The organism is Microbacterium luticocti DSM 19459, from assembly GCF_000422405.1.
In the GTDB taxonomy this organism is placed as follows: domain Bacteria; phylum Actinomycetota; class Actinomycetes; order Actinomycetales; family Microbacteriaceae; genus Microbacterium; species Microbacterium luticocti.
Window position 1 is genome coordinate 1 of record NZ_AULS01000004.1, and the last position, 26,316, is coordinate 26,316.

The following is a 26,316-nucleotide window of genomic DNA, read 5'->3' on the forward strand; positions in this document are numbered from 1 at the left end:
CACCTGATCCCACGATTCAGGCACACCCCACTCGACATCGAAGTAGCCTTTGGCTCTGTCATTCGTCTCATGCCAGCCAGCCGAGAACTGCAGCCCAAGTGAACCGATGCGGGGTGCAGCAGCCAGTTTGGAGAGAACTGCGGCGGTGGACTTGTTGACGGTGTAGACCATGCGTGTCTGGGCGATGGGTACGTCGTCGGTCTCCAGGATCGCGTGCCAGGTGCGGAGGGTGTCCTCGTCGACGTGCTGGATGCGGCTGGCGTGCGGACGCAGATCCCAGCGACCCTCCTCATCCTTCAACCCCGGCTCAGCACCCGAACCATCATGTTCGCTCCTGAGAAGGGAGAGGGAACGTACAGCTGTGTCGGGATGATACAGCGACGACGCCTGCAGAAAGTCCGGATGACGCGACGCCCCATACACATGAATTCCGTAGTTCACGAGGTGATGGACCTCGTCAAACAGCGTCAGTTCGTTGACGAATGCCCAGTGCCGTCGAAGTCGTCGATACGTTGCCCGCCGCAGGCGCCCCGCCTTCTCATCGGTGAAGTGGGTCTCGGGGTGGATCAGCCCAACCGAACCTGTAGGTCCGGCGTGCCGCCACGTCTGCTCCATGAAACAGCGGTAGAGGTCGGGCTGCAGCCCGACGAGATGCGGGTACTGCGCTACGGATCCGAGGTACGCGGCAGTGCACGCCACATCGGTCGTGCCGTCCACCACAAGATCTCGCATACCGGCGATGGACAGTGCGAACTCGCGATGCTCCCTGTCCTGCGCAGCCGTGGACTTCGACTTGAGCTGCCACCAGGGGTCAGCCTCGGCGAGAAGTGCGTCGACGTCGGATCGCGGGCGCACCCACGGCGGGTTCCCGACCTGTAGGTCGAAACCACCGTTGTCGGCGAAGATGTGCGCGAAGTCGAGTTCCCAGTGGAAGAACCCGTGGCGCGCAGCGATGCGCTCGGTGGCCCGCAGCCACGGCGTCGATTCGAGCACCTCTCGCACAGCTGGCGCGTTCGCCAAGCTCAGATCGATCTCTTCGGCCGTTGTCAGCGCGTGCCACTCGCTCGGCAACTCAAGTTCGGTCGCGGCGAACTTGCTGCGCGAGCGCGCCTCGGTGTGCTCGCCGAGCAGCAACGTCAACCCTTCGATCCACTCATCGAGTGACGGAGGCACAGCACCGTCGACCAGTTCGTCGGTCAACGGCCAGAACCACATCGCGCACCAGGCATCCATCACCCGGCGAAGCCGCTGGTACGCGCTGTCAGGTGCCGCCAAAGTGCGCTCGATCTCATCGCGCTGCACCGGCTGCGGTCCCGCGTGGTCACCTTCATGCTCGGGCTGACCCCAGAGCCGGATCTCACGCCGGGCCTCCCGCTCGGCGATCTGGCGCCGTCGCAGCGCGAACGACCAGAGCGTCTCAACCCGTCGCGCAAGGGTCCCTAGACGATCGAGTTGCCTCTTTGTTGGCTTGCGCTTGATCGATTTCGCCCAGGTATTCAAGGCGATCCGCGCCTCGGGAGCGAGGGTCTTGGCCTCTTTCGCGTCGACCGCAGCACCCCACCCGGGCGCGGGAACAAGGAAGTGATGGATGCCACCATGGGTGTCGTCACCGAGCGGCACATCCGTCGGCACGTCGCCGAGCCACGTGCGCGACTCGAGCTGGTGCCGCGAGAACGTCGCCCGTCGTGCACCGATCAGCGAGTTGCCGCGCCGCAAGTGCAGACCGAACCAGGGTGCTGAGAGCCCCGCGACCATGGTGTCGAGCCAGAGCGAGATCTCAGCCAATTCGACGGCGGTCGCGTTGAGGTCGACTCCGTACACCTGGTGGAGAGCGATTGACGCCTTCGCGCGCTGGAGCTCTGCTGCGTACCTCTCGGGATCGATCTTCTTGCCGAGTTCTCGCTGCTTGCGACTGAGGTATTCGTCCGCCAGTTGCCGTGTCGCCTCGATTGCGAATGCTCCGGACCCCAGGGCGGGCTCGCACACCGTGAGCTGCAGGATCTCATCAGCTGTCGTGGTGTGGCCGTCCTGATCGAGCAGTTCTTCTAGCGCCTGCGACACGACAAAACGGGTCAACACCTCCGGCGTGTAGTACGACGCCGACTGCTGGCGCTCGCGGCCGGCCAGCCGGAACACGAAGCTGCCCCGGGCGTGCAGCACCGGCTTCGGCATGCCCGTGACCGCGTCATCCGTCTTCACGAAGTCCTTGTCGGCGAGGCCCCGTGACCGCTCGACAGGCACCACCCACGAGCCCTTCGACGAGTCGCCGTCCTTCGCCACCTCGTACATGTCTTCTTCTGCGAAGAAGCCCGTGTACGACATCAGCCCCTCGTACACGGCACCGAGCTGGTTGATGCCCAGTTCGCCGTACGAGATGAAGCCCCGGTCGGACTTCTTGCTCTGCTTCGTCAGCAGCAGGTGCTCGAGTACGCGCTGCATCGCCCGGTCTCCAAGTCCCACCTCGTCGATGAGCGCCGTCGCCTGCGGCCGGAACAGGTCGGCCTTGAGGGGATTGAAGATGAGGCCCTCAGGGAGTGAGCCATCAGTTGCCAGCGGCTCGCCGTTACCACGGTCGACCATGCGGAAAAGCACGCTCAGCGAGTCGTAGAAGTGCGTGCGTCGGGATGCCGCATCATCATGTGCGATGTCGACCAACACGAGTTCACGTAGGCGGTCGAGGCTGTACCCCTCGGCATACTCGCCGGCGCCAACGGGGAGCACAGCGAGCTCGGGCGAGGCTTCGGCATAGAGCAGGAACAGGATGCGGTAGAGGAACCGCAGTGCCTGCTTGCCGAGCACGTCGGCCTCACTGGCGGGCAACGGAGTGAGGCCGAGATGTGCACGACGTTGGACCACGTCGTTGGCGATGATCTCGATCGACCGCCGCACCCCTTCGCGCAGGTCTTTCGAGACACCCACCGCGTGCTGACGCGACGCCTCGAGAACGCGCGTCCACCAGATCGTGTTCTCCGCATCCTCGATGAACGCATCCGCGCGCAGACACGCGATCGTGCGGTCGATCTCACCCGCACGGGACTGGTCGTTGCGGTCGGCGACGAGCTGCAGGTCGATGGCCAGGTAGCGGCCTTCGGGCCACCGCTCGCGCTCGGCCACCAGCACCCACCTGCCGGCGAGCACGACCGCGAAGGTCGGACCGTCATCCGTGACGAACAGGCTGGACAGCAGACGCGGCACCTCCGTGAGGGGGTGCGTGTCATTCTCGTCGATGGCATACGGCTCCCAGAGCGAGTCGTGATGCTTACGCAGCAGGTCTTCGATCGCCTCGACGGGCTTCGCGTCGATCACGGCGAGAGTAGGGGGTGTGTCAGATGCCGCATCCCCGATGAACGTCACCGGCCCGTTGACTGTGACGGACTGCCCGCCCCCGTCATACCCCAGCGCGGCACGCAGCGGCATGTAGATCTGGTCGCGCGCAGTGGAGCCGTCAGACTCGGCGAGCGTCGCTAGGGAAGCGGCAAGCGCCCCGCGCAGCGTCAGGAAGCGCGAGCGCGAGGTCTCGTGCCCATCCTCGGCCTCTTCGTTCCATCGCTTGCGCAGCGCGATCACTTCTGCTTGGAACGACTGCTTCGTGGCATCGGTCGTGAAGAAGTGCTCAGAGATCCACTCTTCACCGACGATGAACGCATCCCACTGCATTTCAGTTCTCCTCTGCGGGCAAGACGACCGTGAGCGGCCTCACCAGACGCTGGTCGGGCTTCATCGAGTCGGCGATGGCGCGTTCGCGATCCACGGTGTCGCGGCGCTGTCTAAGGCCGTGGATCTGCGACATCGCCGCGGCCTCTTCATCCCAGTCATTGATGCGCGACGACCAGGCGTCCACACGCTCCTCGACGGTGGCAGCTGCAGAGTCGGCGATGCCGTCGAGCACGCTATGAGCGGCTGTTACCGCCGGCCGGACGAGGGCCGTGAGTGCATCCGTGTTGACCGGGGTCTGTCTGTTGACGAGCGGAGAGGAGATGCCGAGTACCGAGATCGCTTCGCGCGCCGAGCCGTGAGGAGTGACGAACGGATGCAAGGCCGTCAATGAAGGGAACTCTGCAGTCATGAATGATGCCGCGACGATCTGTCCGCGACGGTTCGTGAGGGTCCCGACCAGCAAGAGGGTCGGAACAGCGACATCTCCCCGCATCGCGAAGATCTCGTTGCGACCCAGCCGTGCGAGGGCGCGATCGCCAGCCCACTCGAGAGTGGGATGCAGTGGGCCGAGGAAATGGGCCTCGGGCCATAGGCTCGAGCTGGTCTTGTCCTCACGTGCGTCGGCAAGGAGAGCGTTCGCACGCGACTCGGTCGTCGCCAAGGTGAGGCCTTTGGCGACTTTGCGCTCTTGCAGATAGGACTGTGGCAGAACCTCGAGACGTGCGCGAAGGTCGCGCGGCGGAATCAGTGATACCGTGCCGTGCTCCGGGTGAGACCGCCACTCCACACCCCCTTCGCCAGCGCTCTGCCCAGGAGCCGCGGCCGGAGTGACGTACACCTCGTGAAGGGCTTCGGAGAGGAACGCGACTGGCTCAGCGAACAGGCCGCTCGACGGGTCGACCGAGATGACAGCGGGCCCGGCGGGCGCATCCTGGCCTCCACCAGCAATCCGGGCGAGCAGGGCGGCGACGGTGTCCCCGCCGGTTAGGGCCTGTGCGACGGTCGGGACAACTTCGTCGAAGTCCGTGCCACGGGCCAAGACCTGCGCGATTGCTTGCTCCTCAGCATCGGCATCGTACTTACCCATTAACGAGGCGGTGTCGCCCAGGGCCGTGTGGGCCTCGCGCTCGCGCTCGACGAGACGGGTGATGACTCGCACATCGCCCGAGAAGCGCTCGTCGGATGGAGAGAGCAGGAGCGTCGTGATCTGCGGACGCTTCGTCTGCCCGTACCGATCAATGCGGCCGTTACGCTGCTCGATGCGTATGAGGCTCCACGGGATGTCGTAGTGCACCAGCTCATGACACTGGGAATGAAGGTTGACGCCTTCGGACGCGATATCGCCCGTGATCAATACGCGGATCTTCGACGACGACTTCTTGAAGCTCTCGACGATGCGTTGCTGTTCGACGTCGGTGAGGCCGCCGTGGAGTATCTCGACCTGGTCCGGCTTGAGCTTGAGGTCGTTTTGCAGCTGTGCGCTTAGCCACTTGAGCGTGGGGACTCGCTCAGAGAAGATGACCACGCGTTCGCTACTTCCCGCAGCGATACCGATGCCCCGCAAGTAGTCGAGCAACGCTGTGTACTTCGCCGAGGGCGCGGCGAGGGCGCCATCAGCGAGCGCCAGGAGGCGCTTCAGTGCGTCCAGTTCGCGCTGCTGTGCGATAGTCGGCACGGGACCGAGCCGCTTCATCCTTTCGCGAACGGTCTCGCGCAGTGCCGCGGCGGACGAAAGGAAGGACTTCGCGAGCGTCCACGGGAAGAGGCCCTTATTGTCGCCGGAGTATGGAGAACTCGTCTGCGGGTGCAGCCAGACCGCGGACAGCTCCGCAGCGATTGCGTCCTCTGCTGGGCTCGCCGGGACAAGGAGATTCTGCGGTGGCAGCCGCTCGGCCCACTGCGCGCCCACCTCGCGGGCGACTTCGGGGCTGTGTCGGTGGCGGCGCACGATGAGGCGCTGCGCCTCGGAATCAATGACGTCTCCCGAGGGAGTCACGGCTGTCGGCTCGAGCAACCGGATGAGTTCGGCGAACGACTCCTTCTTGCCGTTATGAGGGGTGGCCGAAGCAAGGATAAGCGCTTCAGTGTTTGGTGCGAGCAGCCGAGCGAGAGCGTTGTTCTGGGTTGCGCCGGTTAAGTTGTGCGATTCGTCGATGACGACGGCGTCCCATTGATGGCGTGCGAGATGAGCCCTGTACTTGTCCTGCTTCAGGGTGTCGATCGAGATAATCGCCCTCTTGTACAGCGAGAACGGGTTGCGGGTGGCGGGTAGTTTCTGACGGACGCGCTGGATACCGACGGAGTCAAGCCGCACGAATGGTAACGCGAATCGTGTCCACAGCTCGAACTGCATTTGCTCAAGGACATGCTTGGGCGTCACAACCAAGATGCGCTCGCCCCGGCCTCGCCGGACGAGCTCCGACAAGATCATCCCAATTTCGATTGTCTTGCCAAGGCCGACAGCATCGGCGAGGAGGATGCGCGGCCTCAGGTTCGCAGGGTCGAGTGCTTTGCGCACCGCTGACTTCTGATAGCCGAGCGTGTCGACGAGCATCTGCGTCGACACGGTCAACTCGGGGTCGGCGAGCGGCACTGGCGTCTTGCGGATCGTCGCCTCCAGCCACAGCTTCGCGCGGCGGAACCCGGGGCTGACGTCGGCCTTGACAGTCGCATCTGACGGGTCCAATGGGACGATTTCGTCGAGGCTGTCATAGAACGCGGCGGTGGTGTCGCGCACGAGCTCGGACAAGCCTTGCACGCGGACGAGGCGACCGCCTTGCGTTTCTTCGACGCTGATGACGATCCAGGTGGCATCCCGAACGACGACGATCGACCCCGGAACGATCGCAATCCTCTCCGACAGCACGTCTGACGCCATGGTCCCTCCTGAATGGTTTCTCTCAGCGACAAGCTCCGGATCGAGACTATCGGCGGAACGGGACGTGCCGCCTCAGGTCCAATGTGGACGAGCGTCCTCCGAACTCGGTCACCCCGTCGTCGGGCGGCGGTTACGCGGGGGAGTCCGGAAAGCCGAACACTTCGTCCAGCGCGACTCGTAGCGACTGAGCCATATGGCGATCGAGCTGAAACGTCTGGCTCGGCTTTGGTTTCGACTGGCGCTGATCCGAACCATAGGTCGTGAGTTCGAAATATGGACCTGTCGGCGTTCTAACGATGGTCCACGTTGCATCCACCTCTGTAGGGTGCAACTGGCTAGATGGGTTTCTGCGCTTAAGCGAGCGTATCCGTGCCATCATTCTCCCTGGTCAGCGTTCGTTTACGGTGGCATGCGTCGAGCGGCGCCGTCACGTCATCTGCGTGGCGCAGATCACTCGTGATCGCCTCACGTCGCGCCGGGAAGATCGCTTGAGGACACGTTTGTGGTTCTTGCCAGACCGGTGCCTCGTGTCTTCATCCCGGGGCATACATCTTGTCACGCACCGAGGGGGTTCGAGCCGAGCGCCGCAACTCGATCACGGGCTGCGGCGTCTGGGGCGTGTGGTAGATGTTCTGGTGTCTGCTTCATCCCCATGGAGGTCATTGATGGAAGAGCCAGTCCGGCGCGCTGAGCGCACCCGTGCCACTCTGCAGGTGCTGAAGGACCACGTCGGTGTGGGCGGTGAGATGCAGGCTGGTGACGTTTGGGAACTGGTCGAAAAGCAGTGGCCCCTGAACGCACACGAGGCTGAAGCAACCACGCCCGGTGGTGCGTCACGGGCCAAGAAGGACTGGAACTGGATGTCTCAGGACCTCGTCGACGCGGGATGGCTCCTCAAAGCTGCTGACGGGAGCGGACGTTGGCAGATCACCGGTACCGGCGCCGAGGCTCTGGATCAGCTAACGGATACCAACGAGTTCTTCCGTGCGATGCGTGCGAAGTCGAGCGAGGTGCGTTCACGCTCGCAGGAGGAGGAACGCGACGCGCTCCCGCGTATGTGGGTGGCTGCCAACATCTATCAGCGGCGGGTTGTTCGCGCCGCAGCCGACTTCTTCGAACTGGCCTTCAAGACGGGTGAGTCCGTCTTCAGTCCGGGACGCGACATCTGGTCGCGATCGACTGTGGAGAGGCTGCACGATCGCTGGGCGAATGCGCCGGTGACGGCCACGCATTTTCTCGACAACATCACGAATCAACTGGCCGGCGCGCCGGACGACGAGATCCTTCTGATGGTCGAGGTACTCACCCTGCAGGTGCTGCCGATCAGCAAGGCTATCGGCCAGGCGCGCAAGACTGAGCGGATCAAGAGCGTGCTTAGTCTTATGAAGCACCCCGTGGTCATTCCACGGACGATCGAGGAGGCGTTCAGCGGTGGATCATTTAATCCAGGTCAAGGGATGCAATCGAATATTGTCAAGGCGGTCACGCTCATCCTCGACCTGGCCCTCGCCTGGCAAGACCTCGATGAACATGCGCAAGAGGAGGCACTCCGAGAACCGCTCGCCTGGCGTTCGCTCGTGCAGAGTCTTCCCGGCGACGCTTTTCCCACCCAGCGGTACTCCCTCATGTACCTTGCTCACCCGGGGTTCTTCGGTCCAGTCGTTGCGCCCGAAGATCGTCGAAGAATCGCAGAGGCGTTTGCGGGAGAGATCGGCGGCGAGTCAAGCGGTGACGGGGATGTCGACCTGCAGAGGATCATCATCGCCCTGCAGGTGAAGAGCAACGCCACCGTCGGTCTTTACGCCGAGCCGTACTATTCGGTCTGGCATCCCGCACCATCACAGCCGGAGCCCGAGACCGAAGTCGGGGACGAGCCTGAGCAAGAGACGCGACAGGTCGGCACCGGAAAAGCGTTCACGGTGGGGGGTATCGACACACACAAGCTGGCCGACGAACTCCTGTTCGATGAAGGCTGGATCTCAGCTGTCCTCCGCGCGCTGCACCGCCGTGGACAGATCATCTTCTATGGTCCGCCCGGCACCGGTAAGACCTACGTCGCCAAGGCGCTCGCTGAAGCCGTGACGGCACGGGGCGGATCGGTGCATCGCATTCAGTTCCACCCCTCGTACACCTACGAGGACTTCTTTGCGGGGTATCGACCGAAGACAAACAACGACGGTCAACTTGCCTTCACACTCTCGCACGGACCGCTGTGGACGATCGCCGAACAAGCGAGCGCCAATCCCGATCAGCCGCACATCCTGCTCATCGACGAGATCAACCGCGCGAACCTGTCGAAGGTGTTCGGAGAGCTGTACTACCTGCTTGAGTACCGAGACGAGGAGATCCGCCTGCTCTACGAGGGTTCCGGCATCGACGGGTCGACCACGTTTGCTTTGCCTTCGAACGTCTTCATCATTGGCACCATGAACACGGCCGACAGGTCGATTGCGCTGCTGGACTCGGCAATGCGCCGCCGCTTCTCGTTCTTCGAACTCCATCCGGATGACGCGCCCGTTGCTGGGATTCTCGAACGCTGGAGCCAGAAGCATCCGCAGACGCTGCCCGTGGCGCAACTGTTCGAGGAACTCAATCGGGCTGTCGGAAACCGAGACGACAAGATCGGGCCGAGTCATCTGCTCCGACCTGAGACCCTGACACACGAGGACCTGCGCGCAACGTGGGATGAGAGCCTTCTGCCCCTGCTCGAAGAGCGGCACTACGGCACCGGTGTCGACGTGAGGGCGCGTTTCGGGCTCGAGGCGATCATAGCCCGGCTTGCACGCTCCGCGAGTGCGCGCTGAGTCTCGCCATGATCGTGCTCACCAGGCCGATGCATACCGTCCACATCGACGAGATTGGTACGACGCGTGTCACGCTGACGCAGGCAGAAGCGCTCGCGCTGCGGGGGCTCGACGTGTGCACAGTGGAGCCGACCGAGGAACCCCAGGTATGGCTGGTCTCCGACGTTTCCAAGGTGGGGAGCGTGGTCGTCGGCGATTCGACCGTCATGATCAGACCGAAAGTGCCGCTGCGCAACCTGGTGTTCATGGCCTCTGTGGGGGCCGTGCACACTTCGCTGCTCGACGCTAATCTGATGGTCGACGAGGATGCCGGGTTGCCGTCTGCGCTCGCATCGGCCCTCATCGCTGCGGTCGAGGGTGCGACCCGGCAAGGTCTGGTCAAGGGGTACCGCGAAGAGCGGCAGACCGCCCTCATCGTCCGCGGACGGTGGGACATCGCTCGCCAGCTGAACTCTCGGCCGGGGATGCCGATTCCCCTCGCGCTCGTTGTGGATGAGTTCACCGAGGACATCTATGAGAACAGGATTCTTCACACCGCGCTCCGGCGTGTGCTGAGATTCGCGGATCTTTCCGATGACCTCTGCCGCCGCGCAAACGCGCTACTCGTCCTGTTCAGCGAGGTTGGAGTTCTCCCGGTCGGCATCAGTATTCGGTTGCCGTCGGCGACTCGTCAGACGAGGTACCTGCAGTTCCCGCTGCAGATCGCTCGAGCGATCCTGAACGCGACGTCGTTCGCGCAGGTGAGCGGGCTCCACAGGGCGGGCACGGTCCTTGTTGAGCCGGCACACCTGTTCGAGCGATTCGTCGGCCGAGGGCTCGCGCGTACGCTTTCACCGCATCGCTACGACGTCGATCTTCAGGATCGCTCGAGCTGGTTCGATGACGGTAGGCGCATACCCCTGCGGCCCGACATCGTTCTCCGCGTGATGGGCGAACCGGTTGCCGTCGCCGACACGAAGTACAAGAGCTGGGGCGCGAACGACGGGTCGCCGCCGAACGCGGACATATACCAGGCAGTCGCGTACGCCCTCGCCTTTGGTCTGCGACGAGCGCACCTTATCTATGCCTCCGGCGAGGTTGAACCGCGAACATACTCCATTCCGATGGCAGGCGTCGACATCGTGGCCCACGCTGTCTCGCTGCATGGAACGCCGATCGAGCTCGTGCAGATGTTGGATCGGCTCGCTCACGAACTACTCGCGTGAGGCATACAGTGCCCGCTGCGGACGCGAGGTTGGTGCTCCACTCCGGCGGCAACGTCCGACCTTGCGATCTGCTGCTCGGCGTCGACGGCGTCCATGCCGAGGACGTCGCCCGTCGCGACAGGCTGCTGGTCGTGACGGTCTCGAGCCCCTCGACGCCGACCGGGTGGCCGGGGTGCGGCGTCGTCGCTGTCGGCCGGGGCCGTCGCTACCGCGTGCTGCACGATGTCCTGGGCGCGACGCGGGAGCGGATCGTGTGGCGGCAACGGGTCTGGTGATGCGTCGATGAGGGCTGCCCACGGAAGACGTTCGTCGAGCAGCTTCCGGCACTGGTCGCAGCGGGCGGGTCGATCACCACGCGTGCCGTCGCCGCTGCGATCGGGCAACTGCGTCGCGAACACGCGACCATCGCTGGGCTCGCCCGCCAGTTGGGCACGTTGTGGAAGACGGTGTGGCTGGCTGTCGAACCTGAACGCGTGAAGCTCGCTGAGGACCAGTCCCGGCTCGAGAACCTCACCGCCAAACAGCAGATCAGGCTGACCACCGCGATCGAAGCCGAATCTGCCCATGACGAGGTGTTCGTCGTACGGCAGTGCGCGCAGCACCTCCGCTTCGCCTACCCCCAAGAGGACCTTGCCGAGGGGCGGCCGATCGCCGAGAAGGTCGTCGACACGTTCCGCACCTCCCCGATTCCCGAGATCGCCCGCCCGGGCCGCACCGTCCGCTGCTGGCGCGACGCGTTCCTGGCCTACTTCACCACCCACCGCGCCAACAACGGCGGCACCGAAGCCGCGAACGGGATCACCGAACTCCACCGCCGGCGCGCGCGGCTACCGCAACAGGCACAACTACCGGCTACACATACTGCTCGCCGCCGGCGGCCTCACGCCATGACCCCCACCAGATGCCCGAAAAGCCGGTTTGGCGGCCATGCTGTGATGATGTCGGAGGGGTGTGAGAGAGTTCTAATGGAGGGTGCCGCATTCAGGTAGTGCCCGTGCCGTTCAAGGAGGGGTTCCGTGGAAACAGCTGCTCTGATTATCAGCATTATCGGCTTGTTGTTGTGTGCGACGGTCTTGATCCTCATCATCGTCTTCCGTCCTCGAGGCGGTGTGACCGCGGAGCTCACTCCCGTATACGAAGCCATTCGGGAGCTGGAAGGTAGGAGCCGTCAGGATCAGGCCGGTCAACGCGCGGAACTCTTGGCTGCACTCGCCCAGAGCCAGCAACAGCTTGACGGGCGCCTCGCCTGGGCGGCCAAGGCGCAGGGGGAACAGGCGGACCGGGATCGTCTCGCCCGTCAGCAGAGTGACGCGCAGTATCAGGAGGAACTCAGGCGCACAGTCGGTGAGATCGGTACCAAGCTCGACGCCGAGCGCGCGGCGCAGGCGGACTGGCAGACGGCGTTCCGTACAGAAGTCGAAGACCATCTCACGACGCTCCGGCGTGACAACGACACCAAGCTCGAGAAGATCCGCGAGACCGTCGATGAGAAGCTCCGTGAGAGCTTGACGAAGTCACTGCGGGAGAACGCCGACCGGATCCAAGAGCTCGACAAGGCGACCGCCGCAAAGCACACCGAACTTCAAGAACTGCTCCGCGTGGAGCTCGAGAAGATGCGGGCCGGCAATGAGGCCAAGCTTGAGAAGATGCGTGAGACCGTCGACGAGAAACTCCAGGGGACACTCGAGAAGAGACTGGGTGAATCGTTCACGCTCGTGAGTGAGCGGCTGGAACAGGTGCAGAAGGGCCTCGGCGAGATGCAGGCCCTCGCGTCGGATGTCGGTGGACTCAAGCGTGTGCTCACGAACGTGAAGAACCGTGGAAGTTGGGGCGAGGTGCAGCTGTCGCGCCAGTTGGAGGACATCCTCACCCCAGGACAGTACGAAGAGAATGTCGCGATCAAGCCGGGTGGCACGGAGCGGGTCGAATTCGCCGTGCGGCTGCCTGGACGGGACGAGGACGGGACACCCGTCTACCTTCCGATCGATTCGAAGTTCCCACAGGAGGACTACGAGCGACTGCTTCAGGCGCACGAAGATGGCGACAAGGTCACGGTCGAGGCCGTGAGCAAGGAACTCGAGCGGGTGGTCCTCACGCAGGCGAGGCTCATCTCGCAGAAGTACATCCAACCGCCGTACAGCACGGATTTCGCTGTGATGTATCTTCCCACCGAGGGGCTGTTCGCTGAGGTCATCCGCCGGCCAGGACTCGCCGCGCGTCTGCAGCGTGAGCTGCGGATCCTCGTCACTGGGCCGACGACACTGATGTCACTGTTGAACAGCCTGCAAGTCGGATTTCGATCGCTCGCGATTGAGAAGCGTAGCTCGGAAGTCTGGCAGGTGCTGGGCGCGGCCAAGGCTGAGTTCCAGAAGTACGGTCAGGTCTGGTCCAAACTCGAGAAGCAGCTGCAGACGGCGCAGAACACGGTGTCCGAGGCCGGCCGGCGGACGCGCGCGGTGGAGCGTCGGCTCCAACGGGTCGAGCTGGTCGAGGTGGAGGCCGACTCAGCTCATGAGCTCATGGATGTCACGGGTGTCGATCTTGAGGCTGAGTTGGAGGACATCAAGTCCTGAGCGCGGTGGCGCGTGACCGGGCCCGACACCTGAACGCATGACCAGCCGATCCACCCCCACCGGCACCCGCGCCGCGATCGGTCATCCCTGCGCGTCGACCGCACCGCCCCGCGCCGCCAGCACGGCCAGCCGCGCCAGCTCGTTCGCATCGATGCCCGGCCACCCGTGCAGCCGGCGCCGCCACGCCGACGGCACTGCACTGCCCCCGTACACCGCCCCCGCCAGCGCCCCGGCGATCGCCGCGACCGTATCGGTGTCATTGCCCCCGCGCACCGCCCGCTCCACAGCATCCGTCACCGACCGCGACCCCGCCACCGCCGCCAGCGCCCCTTGAAACGCCCGCACCACCCAGCCGTTGTGCGCCCGGAAGTCACGGGGATGGATGCCTGCGGCCAGAGCCTCGTCGATCAGTGAACGCCAGCGCGCCTCGACGGCCGCGACGTCGCGCACATGCTCGGGCTCGTCGTGCCCGCCCGCCCCGCCCTGCGGCTCGGCGCCGCGCAGCACGGCGATGTACTCGTCCAGCGCACCGTGCACGTCGAGCTCGCCGGTCAGCACGCCGTGCCGCATCGCCAGACACCAGATCGCGCACGCGGCGACGTTGTCGTCCTCCCAGTGCGTCAGCTGTGCCACCCGGCCCGCCGCGGCCACCAGCTCTGCCGGCGATCGGTGCAGATACCCCAGCGCCACCGGGCCCGTGCGCATCAGCGACCCGTTTCCGGCGCTGCGCCCCGCGGCGCGATGTGCTTGCCGCGACAGCGCGGTCGCGGCATCCGCCGTCGGCGTGTGCAGCCGCGACAGGATGCCGCTCGTCTGCACGCCCACGTCCTTCGCGGTCAGCGACCACTCCCGCCACCGCGCCACGATCTCGTCGAGCGCGTCGGTCTGCTCGAGCGTGCGGCCCGCCGCCAACACCTGCAGGATCGGCATCGCCATGCTCGTGTCATCGGTCCACTCGCCCACCGCGTGGCCGAAGTGCCCCATCCCGAACTCGGGCGTCACCTCGTCGGGCAGCGCCGGCCCGAACTCGTACTGCGACCCGAGCGCATCGCCCGCCGCCGACGCCAGCACCGCGCCCACGGCACGATCCAGCTGCTGTGCGGTGAGGGATGCCGCGGGGGCGGGGTTCACGGTCACCGTGGGCTCCTCAGGGTATAGGGATGCGCTCGCCGTGGGCACGGTCGAGGGTGTGATTCGGGATGCGACGCCGTCATCTTGCCGAAGCGGCCACGCGTGTCATCAGGTCGGCGCTCGCGTGCTTCTTGCGCTCCCGTGCTTCTCGGCGCCCGCGTACCGGTGAGAGACTGGGCCCTGCCGTCTGTGACCTCCGCCGCGCACACGGTTGGGTCCGTCGATTGCCTCGTTCGTTCTTCATCGTATCCAGCGCCGATGCGCCCGCGCCGCCGATGCGCCACGTGAGTGCCGGTCGGTGGCGGCCGCTTCCAGGTCTATGACGGTGTCGCGTGCTGTGCTGCACCGCGGCGGGGCGACGGAACAGCAGCATCCTTTCGCGAGCTCACAGGACTGCGGCCCCGGTATGGCGCTGAGAGGAACGGAGCGGCTGTGCATGGGCCTGGACACACATGCGACGCGACGGCCGTGGTCGTGTTCGATATGAAGTTCGATGGTGAGACGGGAGCCGTACGTGCAGCGCGGACTCCGTCGGCCGAAAATCCTCGAAAAACAAGCCCACTGACCCTTGCCATTCGTTGCTCTGTTCTATACACTGGATTCAGTCGCTCGGAACCAAGGGGGTGGAGCGCATGTCGGTATCACCAGCTGTGAGCCTGCCCGGCGCGATCGCCGACCTGGATGAACTCGTCGACCACATCACCCGCTGCCGGCAGCGGACGGCGGCCGCGTTCGCGGCCGAGATGTTCTTCTTCGACCGCGTCGCCGGCCTGGTGCAGCAGCGAGAACGCGAACGCGGCGCCCGGGTCGGCGCGATCACGGCCTCTTCCGAACTGGGGCTGCGGGAGGTGTATGCCGAACTTGCCGCTGCGCTGCGGTTGAGTGAATGGCAGGTCGCTCGCAAAGTCTCGCTCGCCTGGGTGCTGAACAACGAGTTCCGCGAGACGCTGTGCGATGCCTCGTGCGGGCAGATCTCACCCGAACACGCGACACTGATCGCCGAGACCGGGATCCAGATTCAAGACGCCACGGTGCGCCGCGAATACGAAGCGGTCGCCCTCGACATGGCCGTCGAGATGACCCCTGGACAACTGAAGCCCGCGCTGGACGGGCTCGTGGTGCGGCTCGACCCCGAAGGCACCCAGCAGCGGGTGCACGAGGCGGTGCAGCGCCGCAAGGTCACCGTCCGGCAGCTGGAACCGGGGATCACCCGGCTCACCGTCGACGTGCCCACCGCGCAAGGCGTGGGAGCGTACAACCGCATCCACGACATCGCCACCGAACTGTGCGAACAGAACGCCGCCGAAAAGGCCGAAGCCGAAGCCGCCGAGAAGTCCGGCACGACCGACACCGTGACCGGCGCTGCCGAGAAGGCCGGCGCGGCCGAGAAGACCGGCGCGGTCGATGACGGGTCGGCCGATATGGATGCCACCGGTGAGACGCCGGTTTTCGATGAGCGCACGCACGCGCAGATCATGGCGGATGTGGTCTGCGACCTGCTGCTGACCGGCGCTCCCGACGGGCACGGCACCACGGAACAGGCGAAGGATGCTCTCGGAGCGATCACCGCGACCGTGCAGGTCACCGTGCCCGCCACCGCGCTGGCAGGGCAGACCGTCGGCGGGGCGACTGTGGCCGGGTTCGGGCCCATCGACGACGACACCGCGAAGCACCTCGCCGCGGCCGCCCCGACCTGGGTGCGCGTGTTCACCGACCCGTGCACCGGGGTGCCGGTCAGCATCGACCGGTACCGGCCCAACACCGGCCAGCGGCTGTTCCTGCAGGTCCGCGACCAGCAGTGCCGGTTCCCCGGCTGCCGCCGCCCCGCCCAAAGATGCGATATCGACCACACCGTCGCGTACGCAGACGGCGGGCCGACCTGCCTGTGCAACCTCGAGCACCTCTGCGAGCGGCACCATACGCTCAAACACGAGACCGACTGGGCCGTTCAGCAACTCCCCGGCGGAATCCTTCGCTGGACCGCCCCGACAGGCCGCGTCCACCACACCAGACCACCGGGCACCGTCCGATTCGAGCCCGTCGCCCTCATCCCCCCGAACGCGAAACACCCGCACCCGGTCCGCAGCCGGTTCGACGGCGACTCCGTACCACCGTTCTGATCGCGGCACCCGGCGTGCACCGTGTCGCCGCGTCGCCGGGCTTCGGTCACAGCGTCATGGGCCAGCGGCATCCATTCGCCCGATCAACGACGATCGGCGTGCGTGGCGGGTGCGCAGTTCGGCGAAGAACCGCTCGGCGAACTCGGGCGTCCCGGCATCGCGGGCGGCCGCGCGCAGCGTCGTCATGCGCCGCACCGCTCCGGGATACACGCGCGTGTTCGCCTCGACGAGGCGATCGTCGATCAGCTGCACCATCACCGGAAGCACCGCAACCGGGTCGATCTTCGCGTAGCGGCGGACGAGCTCGTCCCACAAGTCGGGCGGCAGCGACCGGCCGTCCTGTGCTGCCTGCAACGCCTCGCGCCAGGCGCGTTCGACGTCGCCGTCGGCGAGCAGATACGACACGAGTTCCCGCACGTGCTCGCGCATCCGAGCGATCGCCGCCTCGCGGTTCAGCCGCCACGCATCGCCGGCCTGCTCCTGCCACGCCTGCGCGTTCGCCGCGGTCGGCCAGCGCTCGAAGACCTCGAACGCGGCGGCTGCGGCATCGGCTCGACGCGCCCGCGAGACCAGCTCAACCCAGAGTTCACCGCACTCCTGCTGCTGGAAGTCACCGCCGGGCAGGTCCATACCCTCGTGCGCGACGTCGGCGGCGCGGTCGACGAAGCCGGCCTCGGCCAGCGCCTTCGCCGCGGCGGCGCGCAGATGTGCCCGCGGCAGGTCGCCGCCGTGCGTGCGGATGATCGCCTCTTCGTCCTCGCGCAGCACGGCGAGGCGTTGCAGGTTGTAGCGCAGGGCGTGCCGGGCGTGCCACCCGTCGTCGTGGCTGAACTCGAGCTCGGGGCTCTCGGTGAACGACGACAGCTCGGCGCAGCGCTTGTCGAGCTGCTCCTGAAAGCGCGCGAGCCCGCGCTCGCCGAGGGCCTCTTCGTAGTCGGCGACGTCGATCCTGAAATACTCGCCGAGTTCACCGAACTGCTGCTTCTGGATCCACGCCGCCAGCGTCGCCGGAGCCGGTGGCTCTTGCGCGCACAGCTCGGCATGCAGGTTCAGCAGCTCAGCGATGACGAGTTGGATGCTGCCGTTCGAATCGTCCGCCCGCATCAGCACGCGGAAGGTGCTCGCGATGGCCTTGCGCACGACCGGGATGACATCCTTCGCGCCATAGTCCTCGGCCATGTCGGCCAACAGCGGAATGGCTTGCTCGGCTTCGAACGCGAACTCGTCGGCGGCGCGGGTCCACATGTCGCGTCGGTTCGTGCGGAACGAGGCGAGGACGTTCGGGATGTCGCGGGCAAGCGTCATCTGTCAAGGATGCCAGGTGCCGCGCCCCGCGATTGCGGGTCCCTGTTATCGGGCTCTTCGCAGTTGAGGGTGTGTCGGGGACCGCCGGCTCCGCACCGAGAAGCAGACCACGCGGCTGGACGCGGTGTTCGCAGTCGAGGAGCACGTGGAGGTCGAAGCGACCTGGGGGATCTACCAGCGCATCGTCGCCGCCTACCGTGAACCCGACAAGAACAAGGGCAAGCAGATGATGCAGGCGGTGATCGACGCTGTCAGCAGCGGCGTCCCCGCCGCTTTCACCGAGATTCGCCGACTCGGTCGGACGTTGAAGCAACGCGCCACCGACATCCTTGCGTTCTTCGACCGGCCCGGAACCAGCACCGGCCCGACGGAGGCGATCAACGGGCGCCTCGAGCACCTCCGCGGCGCAGCGCTCGGGTTCCGGAACCTTACCCACGACATCGTGCGCAGCCTCCTCGAAGCCGGGGCTTCACGCCAGCGCGACACCCTTGATTACGAAGAGCCATCAATTCTCGGCGACCCCACCCCACCACAGGCCCCGAAGAAAACTCGGATCAGCCGCACCTCGACACTCCCTCACCACCACTAGTGGGTGAAGTCAGGCTTGACATCCGTGGCGCTCTCGTGGATAGTACATGTACATAGTTGTCCACATACAAAACGCGGCGAGGCGGATCAATGAAGATTGCGGTGGTCGGCAGCTACGGCGTCGGCCTGACGATGCGAGTGCCGCGGATGCCGGCTCCGGGAGAGACTCTCTCCGACGGCACGTTCGACGACGGGCACGGCGGCAAGGGATCCAACCAGGCGATCGGCGCCGCGCGGCTGGGGGCGGGCGTATCGTTCCTCACCGCCATCGGCGACGACGGCTACGGGGTCGCCGCGAAACAGCTCTGGCAGCGGGAGGGCGTCGACAGCCGGCACGTCGTGGTCGTCGAGGACGCGGCGACGATGGTGGGATTCATCCTCGTGGAGCCCAGCGGCGAGAACCGTATCGTCATCGCTCCCGGTGCGCTGGACGCGCTGGATGTCTCCGCCGTCGAGACCTTCCGTGAGGAGATCGCCTCCTCCGACGTCCTCGTCGTCTCGATGGAGATCCCCCTTGACGCGGTCGTCGCAGCCCTCCGAATCGGGCGGGAGGAGGGCACCCTCACGCTGCTGAACCCCGCACCGGCGAAGCGCCTGCCTGACGAGGCGTGGAAGTACATCGACGTCGTCACCCCGAACCAGTCGGAGGCGCCCGTGCTGCTCGGCCTCCAAGCGGATCACGGACTCGACGACGCCGAGCTGGTCTCCCGCCTCGTATCGCGGTCGGGCGCACGCGTGATCCTCACGCGCGGCGAGGCCGGCGCCCTGCTGGCCACCAGCGACGGCGTGACCGCCGTGGCGCCCGTCCGCGTTGAGGACGTCGTCGACACGACCGGCGCCGGCGACTCGTTCACCGCAGCACTCGCGGTCGGTCTCGCCGGAGGTGCGGAGCTGGCCGCCGCGGCCCGCGGCGCGGCGCATGCCGCCGCGCACACCGTCACGATCGCCGGAGTCATCCCGGCGCTTCCGACCCGTGCTGATCTTCCCTTCCCGATCGGAGCGAACCGATGACCGCCACCGCCGTGAGCGCGCGCCGTGCCGCCTTCAACCCGCGCAAGCTTCTCCACGCCCGCGAGGTCGGCGTGCTCGCGGCCCTCGTGCTGCTGATCATCCTCGGTGCCATCCTCTCGCCCAGCTTCCTCCAGACGGGCAACCTGCTCTCCGTCGGACAGCAGATCTCCCAGATCGGGATCATGGCGATCGGTGCGACCTTCGTCATCATCAATGCCGAGATCGACCTCTCGGTCGGGTCCATCTACGCTCTGGCCGCGATCTGCACCGGGATGGCGATCGCCGCCGGCACGCCCTGGCCTCTCGCGTCGGCGCTGGGCGTCGCCGTCGGCACGGTCGCCGGCATCCTGAACGGACTCGCGGTCGTCCTGCTCGGCGTGCCGAGCTTCATCGTCACCCTCGGCACGCTGAGCGTGTTCCGTGGCGTCGCGCTTCTGATCTCGGACGGAGCCCCCATCTCGCTCAGCTCGAGCCGGCCCGGCGTCGCCGAGTTCAACCTGCTCGGGCAGGGCCGGCTGTTCGGGATCGTCCCGATGCAGTTCGTGATCTTCGTCGTGCTGGCCGCGATCGGCATCGTGCTGCTGTCTCGCTCGCGACTCGGGTTCAACACCTACGCGGTCGGCGGGAACAAGGAGGCCGCACGACTGGTCGGCATCGACGTGAAGACGGTCAAGGTGGCCGCGTTCGCACTCTCCGGGTTCACGGCCGCCGTCGCCGGGGTGCTGGGGCTCTCGTTCCTCTCCTACGTGCAGGGCGTGACCGGCACTGGCCTCGAGCTCACCGTGATCTCCGCTGTCATCATCGGTGGCGCGGCCCTCTTCGGCGGGTCCGGGACGATGTGGGGGACCATCATCGGCGTCGTCTTCATCGGCATCCTGCAGAACATCCTCAACATCAACGGGATCTCGTCGTTCTGGCAGACCGTGATCACGGGTCTCGTCATCATCGCCGCCGTCGCGGCCGACACATGGCAGCAACGTCGGAAGAGCAAGGCCTGAGCCGGCTACCCGGGCCCGCTCTGTCGCGCCTACGAGGCGCATCACCCATCACCATCATCAAGAAGTTCGGATCAAAGGAGCACCGATGTCCCTCCGTATTCGCGCCCAACGCCTGATCGCGTGGAGCGCCCTGGCCGCTGCGGCCGCCCTGTCCCTAACCGGCTGCGGCGCGATCACCTCCGGTGCGCCCGGCGCCGGCGGCGACGGCGAGTTCCATCTCGCCGACTACATCCAGAAGCGCATCGACGATGGCGAGACGCTGCGCATCAAGCTCAGCTACCACGACCCGTCGCTCGCCTTCGCGACCCCCATCAAGGCCGGCATGCAGAAGGCGGGCACCGAGCTCGGCGTCGACGTGCAGCTCATCGGCCCAACCGGCGGCGACGCGGCCAAGCAGGTGTCCGAGCTGCAGACCCTCATCCAGCAGAAGTCCGTGGACGGACTCGCGGTCTCGTCGGCGTCCAGCGATGCGCTCAAGCCCGTGATCGCGCAGGCGTATGACGCCGGCATCCCGATCATCTCGTTCAACACCGACAACCCGGACTCGAAGCAGATGGCTTTCGTCGGCCAGGACCTCACAGCATCCGGGCAGTCCGAGGCCGAGAAGCTCGTCGAGACGGTCGGCAAGGACACGGCCGGCAAGGTCGTCGTGTTCTCCCTCGACACCGGGGCCGGCTGGTCGCACGACCGCTTCAGCGGATTCCAGAAGGGCATCGAAGGCAGCAAGCTGACCGTCGTCGGCCCCGTGAACGTGGGCAACGAGCCCAACGCCGCCTACAACACCGTCGAATCGACGATGGCCGGTCAGTCCGACGTCGTGGCTGTCGCCGGTCTCGACTGCTGCTCCACGACGGCCGCCGCGAAGTGGATCGACCAGTCCGGCAACGCCGGGAAGATCGCCATGGGCGGTTTCGACCTGCTCTCGGCCACCGTTGAGTACATCCAGAAGGGCGTCGTGTCCTTCACGATCAGCCAGAACCCGACCGAGCAGGGCTACCAGGCGGTCAAGGTGCTCGCCGACTTCCTGAAGAACGGTACAGCCATCGCCGGCGTCGACACCGGTGCGCAGTTCATCGCCAAGGACAACCTGTCCGAGGCGACGGTGGAGGACTGAGGACGATGCTCCCGTCGCAGAGCGGTGAGGCGCCGCCTCGCGAAGTCGCCGTCCGGATCGAGGGGGTCACGCGCAGCTTCGGCCCCGTCAAGGCCCTGGACGACGTCAGCTTCGACATCACCGCAGGCGAGATCACGGCTCTCCTGGGCGAAAACGGCGCGGGCAAGTCGACCCTGCTGAAGATCCTCGCGGGTCTGCAGCCGCCCAGCGGCGGGAGCATCACGGTCTTCGGCGAGCAGATCTCGTCGTACGACCCGAACACGGTGCTCACGAAGCACTCGGTCGCGATCGTCCCGCAGGAGCTGTCGTTGCTGCCCGATCGCACGGTCGCGGAGAACATCCTCGTGGGCGTCGAGCCCGGGTCGCGCCTCTTCCCCGCCAAGCGCAGGATGCAGGAGCGCGCGAGCGACCTCCTCGGCGAGCTCGGCCTCGACATCGATCCGTCCGCGGGGCTCCGCGGTCTCGACCTGGCCATCCAGCAGCTGGTCGTGGTGGCGCGGGCCGTCGCCCGCGGATGCCGGGTCCTCATCCTCGACGAGCCCACGGCGATGCTGACCCCGGCCGAATCGGACCGTCTGTTCGACCTGATGGGGCGGCTCAAGCAGGCGGGGACCACGATGGTCTACGTCTCTCACCGGATGCCGGAGGTCTTCGCGCTGTGCGACCGCGTCGAGGTGCTGCGGGACGGGCGGCACGTCGGCTCGTGGCGGCGAGACGAGGTCACCCCCGAGCGGGCGGTCGCGGCGATGGTGGGTCGAGAGCTCGGGCACTTCGCGGGGCGGGAGCACGCGGCCACGGCGGCGGACGTGGCCCCTGCGCTCGTCGTGGACGGTCTGAGCGGGCCGCGTCACGATAATGTCAGCTTCGACGTCCGACCCGGCGAGATCGTCGGCGTCGCCGGACTGCCCGACTCCGGCCGTGTCGAGCTGCTGGCGAACATCTTCGGGGCCGTCCCGGGCCGTCGCGGCACCGTCTCCATACTCGGAGAGGCCTACGACGCCCGCACACCGGCGAAGAGCGTCCGTCGCCGACTCGGCTTCCTTCCCGGGGAGCGCCGGGCCCAGGGACTGCTCACCACGATGTCGGTGGCCGAGAACATCGGGGCGCTGGTCACCGGGCGCTTCTCCCGCGCTGGCCTGCTCCGGCGTCGTCATCTCGACGCGTACGCCGGCACCCTCGCGAAGAGGATGCACGTCAAGACGGCCGCGACGTCGCAGCCGATCACGAGCCTGTCGGGCGGCAACCAGCAGAAGGCGCTGCTTGCACGACTGCTGGCGATCGATCCGAAGGTCCTGATGCTCGACGAGCCCACGCGAGGGGTGGATGTCGGGGCGAAGGTCGAGATCTACGAGGAGATGTTCCAGCTCGCGGACCGGGGGATTGCGATCGTGTGCTCGTCATCCGATCTGCCCGAACTGCTCACGGCGACCGACCGGATCATCGTCATGTCCCAGGGCCGCGTCGCCGGGATCCTCGAGACCGCACAGGCCACCGAAGAGTCCATCATGGCGCTCGCCACGGGCGCCGGAAGCGAAGCCGCGTAAGGCGGAGACGAAAGGAACGACATGAAGCGTCACGGCATCCTCAACGCGCCCCTCAGCGGCGCCCTCGCCACGCTGGGGCACACCGACCTGATCATGGTGGTCGACGCCGGTTTCCCCATCCCGCCGGCGGCCGACCGGATCGACCTGGCCGTCGCCGAGAACCTGCCCGACCTGCGGACGGTGCTGGGGCTGATCGCCGACGAGCTCGTGGTCGAGGGGGTCGTGCGGGCCGATGAGGTCCCCACGAACAATCCGCGGTTGGACGCGTGGCTGCGGGAGCGGTTCGGCGACGCGGAGTTCAGCACCCGTCCGCATGCGGACGTGCTCGGTCAGCTCGCCGCGCAGGCCAAGGTGATCGTCCGCACAGGCGCCTTCGAGCCCTGGGGAAACGTCGGCCTGTACTGCGGTGTCGACGTGCCCAAGTGGTTCGGCGGCGAAGGCGTCGTCGCACCCGACTACTACGCCTCCAAGCTCTAGACCCCAACCCAATCGAAAGAAGGACCTGACGTGACAGACACGAGTGCCGCCCAGCCTCTCACCCTCACCCCGGCGGAGATGGCGCCGTTCATCCAGCACACGAAGATCGAGGTCGGTTCGACGCGCGACGAGATGATCGCGCATGCGCGCGAGGCCGTCGAGCACGGGTTCAACGCGGCCATGGTCCCGGCCTCCTGGGTCTCGCTCGTCGCGCGCGAGCTCGCCGGTACCGGCATCGAGGTCGCATCGGCCCTCGACTTCCCCACTGTGGGAGTCATGACCAGCGCCGGAAAAGCGGCGGAGGCCGAGCAGATCGCGAAGCAGGGCGCCACGCAGCTCGACATCGGCGTGCAGGTCGGCTGGCTCAAGAGCGGCATGTATGACGAGTTCCGGGACGACATCGCCGGTGTCGTCCGCGCCAGCGGAATCCCAGTGAAAGTCATGCTGGAGCTCCCGCTGCTGACCGACGCCGAGAAGGAGGCCGCGGTCGAGCTCGCCATGGAGGCGGGTGCCGCGTACCTGAAGAACGCCTCCAGCGGACAGATCGAGACGGCGAACCCGGAGAGCATCCGCTATCTGGTCGACCGCGCCCGCGGGAACGTCAAGGTGAAGGCCTCGGGCTCCATCAAGAGCTACCGGCAGGCTCTCGAGCTGCTGCGGGCCGGAGCGGTGCTGCTGGGCACCAGCGCGGGGCTGTCGATCATCACCGACAGTGCGGACGAGAACACGACGAGCTACTGAGTGACACCCGTGCCGGTAGCGTATCGCCATCCACACCCAGAAGTGAGATAGGGATGGTGATACGCCATCGCGCAACCCATCACAGCCGAGGAGATCACGTGAGCCCCGCGCACGCGAGCGACACCGACATCCAGAGGGAGCTGCCGGTCGCCATCCACACCCAGATCTCCGACAGCTTCCGGGCGAAGATCGCGTCGGGCGAGTGGCCCGCCCACTACCGGCTGCAGAGCGAGCCCGAGCTCGCGACCCAGCTCGGCGTGAGCCGCGGCACGCTGCGCCGAGCGATGACCACGCTCATCGAGGAGGGGCTGCTGCGACAGGTCCGCGGACGCGGAACCTTCGTGACATCGACCACGATCGAACCCGCCATCGCGCAGAAGCTCACCACACTCTCGGAGGACTTCGCGCGGCAAGGCATCGAGACGGCCACGCGCGTGATCGCGCAGGAGCTCATCGTCCCGCCCCGCCCGGTCGCGGCGCTGCTGGAGGTGCCCGCCGGAGGTGCAGTCCTGCGCCTGGTGCGTCTTCGCAGCACGGCGGACGGACCAGTGACCCTCCTCTACAACTATGTCCGGACCGATTTCGCGCCCGGCATCGAGAACGTCGACTTCGAGACGCAGAGCCTGTTCGGAACGCTCGAAGGCCGGTATTCGCTCAACATTGGGAGCGCGAGGCGCACCTTCAGCGCCGAGGCTGCCGAGGGCGATGTCGCCGAGCTGCTCGACATCCCTTTGGGGCGGCCCGTGCAGTACCTCGAACAGGTGACCTACCTCTCGAACAACCACCCGATCGAGTACTCGGACGTCTGGATTCATTCCGGACGCCTGAGGGTGACCTCGATCCTCTCCCGGCGCTGACCGACGCGTCGCACCACGGCAGCCCTGCCTGGCACAGTCATCCGTCCCGGCCGAGCGCCTCGGTCTTCTCCCGGAGCACGCGTGCCTGTGCGGCATTGGCGGTGAGCGCCGCGGCGGTCAGCAGCTCCGACCGTGCCTCGTCCACCCGGCCCAGCTGCGCGAGCAACTCGCCGCGCACGCTCGGCACCAGGTGCGAGCCGCGCAGCGCATCCGACTCGGCAAGGGCGTCCACGATCTCCAGGGCCTCGGCCGGACCCTGCGCCATCGACACCGCCACCGCGCGGTTCAGCTCCACCACCGGGTTCGGCGCGACGCGCCCCAGCACCTCGTACAGCGTGACGATCCGCGCCCAGTCGGTCTCGGCCACGCTCGGCGCGACCGCATGGCACTGCGCGATCGCCGCCTGCAGGGCGTACGCGCCCCGGCCGGTCCTGCGCGCGCGAGCCACAGCATCCGCCCGCTGCAACGCCGCCACCGCACGCCGGATCTGCCCGTGGTCCCACCGCGACCGGTCCTGATCCGCCAGCAGCACCGGCGACCCCGCGCCGTCGACCCGCGCCGCGAACCGCGACCGCTGGAACTCCATCAGCGCCACCAGCGCCCACACCTCCGGCTCGCGCGGCAGCAGCCCCACCACCACTCGGCCGAGCCGGATCGCCTCGTCGGCCAGGTCGGGCCGCACCCACCGCTCGCCCGCCGTCGCGGCATACCCCTCGGTGAACACCAGGTACACCACCCCGAGCACGGCGCCCAGCCGCTCCCGCCACTGGGTCGGATCGGGCGTGGCGAACGGCACCCGCGCCGCCGCCAGCGCCTTCTTCGCCCGGGTGATGCGCGCCTGCACCGTCGGCACGCTCGTCAGCAGCATCCGCGCGATCTCGTCGGTCGACAGCCCCGCCACCACCCGCAGCGTCAACGCCACCTGCGACTCGCGCGACAGCGCCGGATGGCACGCCGTGAACACCAGCCGCAGCACGTCGTCGTCGATCGGCTGCCAGTCGTCGTCGGATGCCTCGTCGAGCGCCCGCGCGATCGCCGCGTACCTCTCGTCGAGGCGCTCCCGCCGCCGCCACGTGTCGATCGCGCGGCGCTTGGCCACCGCGGTCAGCCACGCCCCCGGATTGTGCGGCACGCCGTCCCGCAGCCACGACCCCAGCGCCTCGACGAGCGCCTCCTGCGTGACATCCTCGGCCAGGCCGAGGTCGCCGGTCATCTTGGCGACGGATGCGGTGATCCGTGCGCCCTCGATGCGCCAGACGGCCTCGACCGTGCGCCGGGTGTCATCCATGGGTGCTCCGCTCGGCGTGCTCCCG

18 protein-coding genes and 1 pseudogene are annotated in these 26,316 nt (G+C 66.7%); 14 read left to right on the forward strand and 5 right to left on the reverse strand.

Annotated features, from left to right (window positions below):
* Both H577_RS0106165 and H577_RS0106170 read right to left on the reverse strand, forming a co-directional pair.
* A partial coding sequence (locus H577_RS0106165; protein ID WP_029145214.1) for an Eco57I restriction-modification methylase domain-containing protein occupies window positions 1–3,657 on the reverse strand: 3,657 nt, incomplete at its 3' end.
* A 1-nt stretch (window position 3,658) separates the two neighbouring features.
* A complete protein-coding gene (locus H577_RS0106170) occupies window positions 3,659–6,535 on the reverse strand; it encodes a helicase-related protein (RefSeq protein WP_036284055.1) in 2,877 nt (958 codons plus the stop codon).
* 665 nt (window positions 6,536–7,200) lie between these two features.
* Between H577_RS0106170 and H577_RS16920 the strand changes: the two genes are divergently transcribed.
* From H577_RS16920 to H577_RS0106195, 5 genes are all read left to right on the forward strand, one after another.
* Complete coding sequence (locus H577_RS16920; protein WP_169566259.1) at window positions 7,201–9,339, forward strand: AAA family ATPase; 2,139 nt, start codon at window positions 7,201–7,203, stop codon at window positions 9,337–9,339.
* An 8-nt stretch (window positions 9,340–9,347) separates the two neighbouring features.
* On the forward strand, window positions 9,348–10,544 hold the full coding sequence (locus tag H577_RS16925) for an McrC family protein (protein ID WP_051191812.1): 1,197 nt from the start codon (window positions 9,348–9,350) through the stop codon (window positions 10,542–10,544).
* A 32-nt stretch (window positions 10,545–10,576) separates the two neighbouring features.
* Entirely contained in the window at window positions 10,577–10,819 is a 243-nt protein-coding gene (locus tag H577_RS18055) for a hypothetical protein (RefSeq protein ID WP_036284067.1), read from the forward strand.
* A 198-nt stretch (window positions 10,820–11,017) separates the two neighbouring features.
* Entirely contained in the window at window positions 11,018–11,533 is a 516-nt protein-coding gene (locus H577_RS18065; protein ID WP_029145216.1) for a transposase, read from the forward strand.
* A 27-nt stretch (window positions 11,534–11,560) separates the two neighbouring features.
* A complete protein-coding gene (locus H577_RS0106195; protein ID WP_029145217.1) occupies window positions 11,561–13,117 on the forward strand; it encodes a DNA recombination protein RmuC in 1,557 nt (518 codons plus the stop codon).
* 81 nt (window positions 13,118–13,198) lie between these two features.
* Here H577_RS0106195 and H577_RS15385 read toward each other — a convergent pair whose 3' ends face one another.
* The gene (locus tag H577_RS15385; protein WP_051191814.1) at window positions 13,199–14,254 is read right to left on the reverse strand and encodes an ADP-ribosylglycohydrolase family protein; all 1,056 of its coding nucleotides are present in this window, start codon (window positions 14,252–14,254) and stop codon (window positions 13,199–13,201) included.
* Window positions 14,255–14,880: 626 nt separating this feature from the next.
* Here H577_RS15385 and H577_RS16930 point away from each other — a divergent pair.
* Complete coding sequence (locus H577_RS16930; RefSeq protein WP_156876570.1) at window positions 14,881–16,368, forward strand: HNH endonuclease signature motif containing protein; 1,488 nt, start codon at window positions 14,881–14,883, stop codon at window positions 16,366–16,368.
* A gap of 54 nt (window positions 16,369–16,422) precedes the next feature.
* Here H577_RS16930 and H577_RS0106210 read toward each other — a convergent pair whose 3' ends face one another.
* Window positions 16,423–17,673: a DUF6880 family protein gene (locus H577_RS0106210; protein WP_029145218.1), complete on the reverse strand. Its 1,251-nt coding sequence runs from the start codon at window positions 17,671–17,673 to the stop codon at window positions 16,423–16,425.
* Between the two features lie 88 nt (window positions 17,674–17,761).
* Here H577_RS0106210 and H577_RS0106215 point away from each other — a divergent pair.
* The 8 genes and pseudogenes from H577_RS0106215 to H577_RS0106250 form a co-directional block, all read left to right on the forward strand.
* Window positions 17,762–18,148: pseudogene (locus H577_RS0106215) on the forward strand (transposase); the annotation flags it as partial.
* A 203-nt stretch (window positions 18,149–18,351) separates the two neighbouring features.
* On the forward strand, window positions 18,352–19,272 hold the full coding sequence (locus H577_RS0106220; RefSeq protein ID WP_029145220.1) for a ribokinase: 921 nt from the start codon (window positions 18,352–18,354) through the stop codon (window positions 19,270–19,272).
* Window positions 19,269–20,270 carry an ABC transporter permease gene (locus H577_RS0106225; RefSeq protein ID WP_029145221.1) on the forward strand — a complete coding sequence of 334 codons (1,002 nt, stop codon included), beginning with the start codon at window positions 19,269–19,271 and terminating at the stop codon, window positions 20,268–20,270. The genes H577_RS0106220 and H577_RS0106225 overlap by 4 nt, the downstream gene beginning before the upstream one ends.
* An 85-nt stretch (window positions 20,271–20,355) precedes the next feature.
* A complete protein-coding gene (locus H577_RS0106230; protein ID WP_029145222.1) occupies window positions 20,356–21,384 on the forward strand; it encodes a substrate-binding domain-containing protein in 1,029 nt (342 codons plus the stop codon).
* 5 nt (window positions 21,385–21,389) lie between these two features.
* Window positions 21,390–22,928, forward strand: coding sequence for a sugar ABC transporter ATP-binding protein (locus H577_RS0106235; RefSeq protein ID WP_029145223.1), 1,539 nt, complete (start codon window positions 21,390–21,392; stop codon window positions 22,926–22,928).
* Window positions 22,929–22,949: 21 nt separating this feature from the next.
* A complete protein-coding gene (gene rbsD, locus H577_RS0106240; protein ID WP_029145224.1) occupies window positions 22,950–23,405 on the forward strand; it encodes a D-ribose pyranase in 456 nt (151 codons plus the stop codon).
* 30 nt (window positions 23,406–23,435) lie between these two features.
* A complete protein-coding gene (deoC, locus tag H577_RS0106245) occupies window positions 23,436–24,146 on the forward strand; it encodes a deoxyribose-phosphate aldolase (RefSeq protein ID WP_029145225.1) in 711 nt (236 codons plus the stop codon).
* Between the two features lie 98 nt (window positions 24,147–24,244).
* Window positions 24,245–25,003: a GntR family transcriptional regulator gene (locus H577_RS0106250; RefSeq protein WP_036284069.1), complete on the forward strand. Its 759-nt coding sequence runs from the start codon at window positions 24,245–24,247 to the stop codon at window positions 25,001–25,003.
* A 37-nt stretch (window positions 25,004–25,040) separates the two neighbouring features.
* Here the strand turns inward: H577_RS0106250 and H577_RS0106255 are convergent, their stop codons facing one another.
* Window positions 25,041–26,291, reverse strand: coding sequence for an RNA polymerase sigma factor (locus H577_RS0106255; RefSeq protein WP_029145227.1), 1,251 nt, complete (start codon window positions 26,289–26,291; stop codon window positions 25,041–25,043).
* Window positions 26,292–26,316: the final 25 nt, after the last annotated feature.

Excerpts from the sequence above, each read along its gene's own strand:
- H577_RS16920 (WP_169566259.1), top strand. The coding sequence starts at position 7,201 with ATGGAAGAGCCAGTCCGGCGCGCTGAGCGCACCCGTGCCACTCTGCAG.
- H577_RS0106225 (WP_029145221.1), top strand. The coding sequence starts at position 19,269 with ATGACCGCCACCGCCGTGAGCGCGCGCCGTGCCGCCTTCAACCCGCGC.
- H577_RS0106235 (WP_029145223.1), top strand. The coding sequence starts at position 21,390 with ATGCTCCCGTCGCAGAGCGGTGAGGCGCCGCCTCGCGAAGTCGCCGTC.
- H577_RS0106220 (WP_029145220.1), top strand. The coding sequence starts at position 18,352 with ATGAAGATTGCGGTGGTCGGCAGCTACGGCGTCGGCCTGACGATGCGA.
- rbsD (WP_029145224.1), top strand. The coding sequence starts at position 22,950 with ATGAAGCGTCACGGCATCCTCAACGCGCCCCTCAGCGGCGCCCTCGCC.
- H577_RS0106210 (WP_029145218.1), bottom strand. The coding sequence starts at position 17,673 with ATGACGCTTGCCCGCGACATCCCGAACGTCCTCGCCTCGTTCCGCACG.
- H577_RS16930 (WP_156876570.1), top strand. The coding sequence starts at position 14,881 with ATGTCGGTATCACCAGCTGTGAGCCTGCCCGGCGCGATCGCCGACCTG.
- H577_RS0106255 (WP_029145227.1), bottom strand. The coding sequence starts at position 26,291 with ATGGATGACACCCGGCGCACGGTCGAGGCCGTCTGGCGCATCGAGGGC.
- H577_RS0106170 (WP_036284055.1), bottom strand. The coding sequence starts at position 6,535 with ATGGCGTCAGACGTGCTGTCGGAGAGGATTGCGATCGTTCCGGGGTCG.
- H577_RS0106230 (WP_029145222.1), top strand. The coding sequence starts at position 20,356 with ATGTCCCTCCGTATTCGCGCCCAACGCCTGATCGCGTGGAGCGCCCTG.
- H577_RS16925 (WP_051191812.1), top strand. The coding sequence starts at position 9,348 with ATGATCGTGCTCACCAGGCCGATGCATACCGTCCACATCGACGAGATT.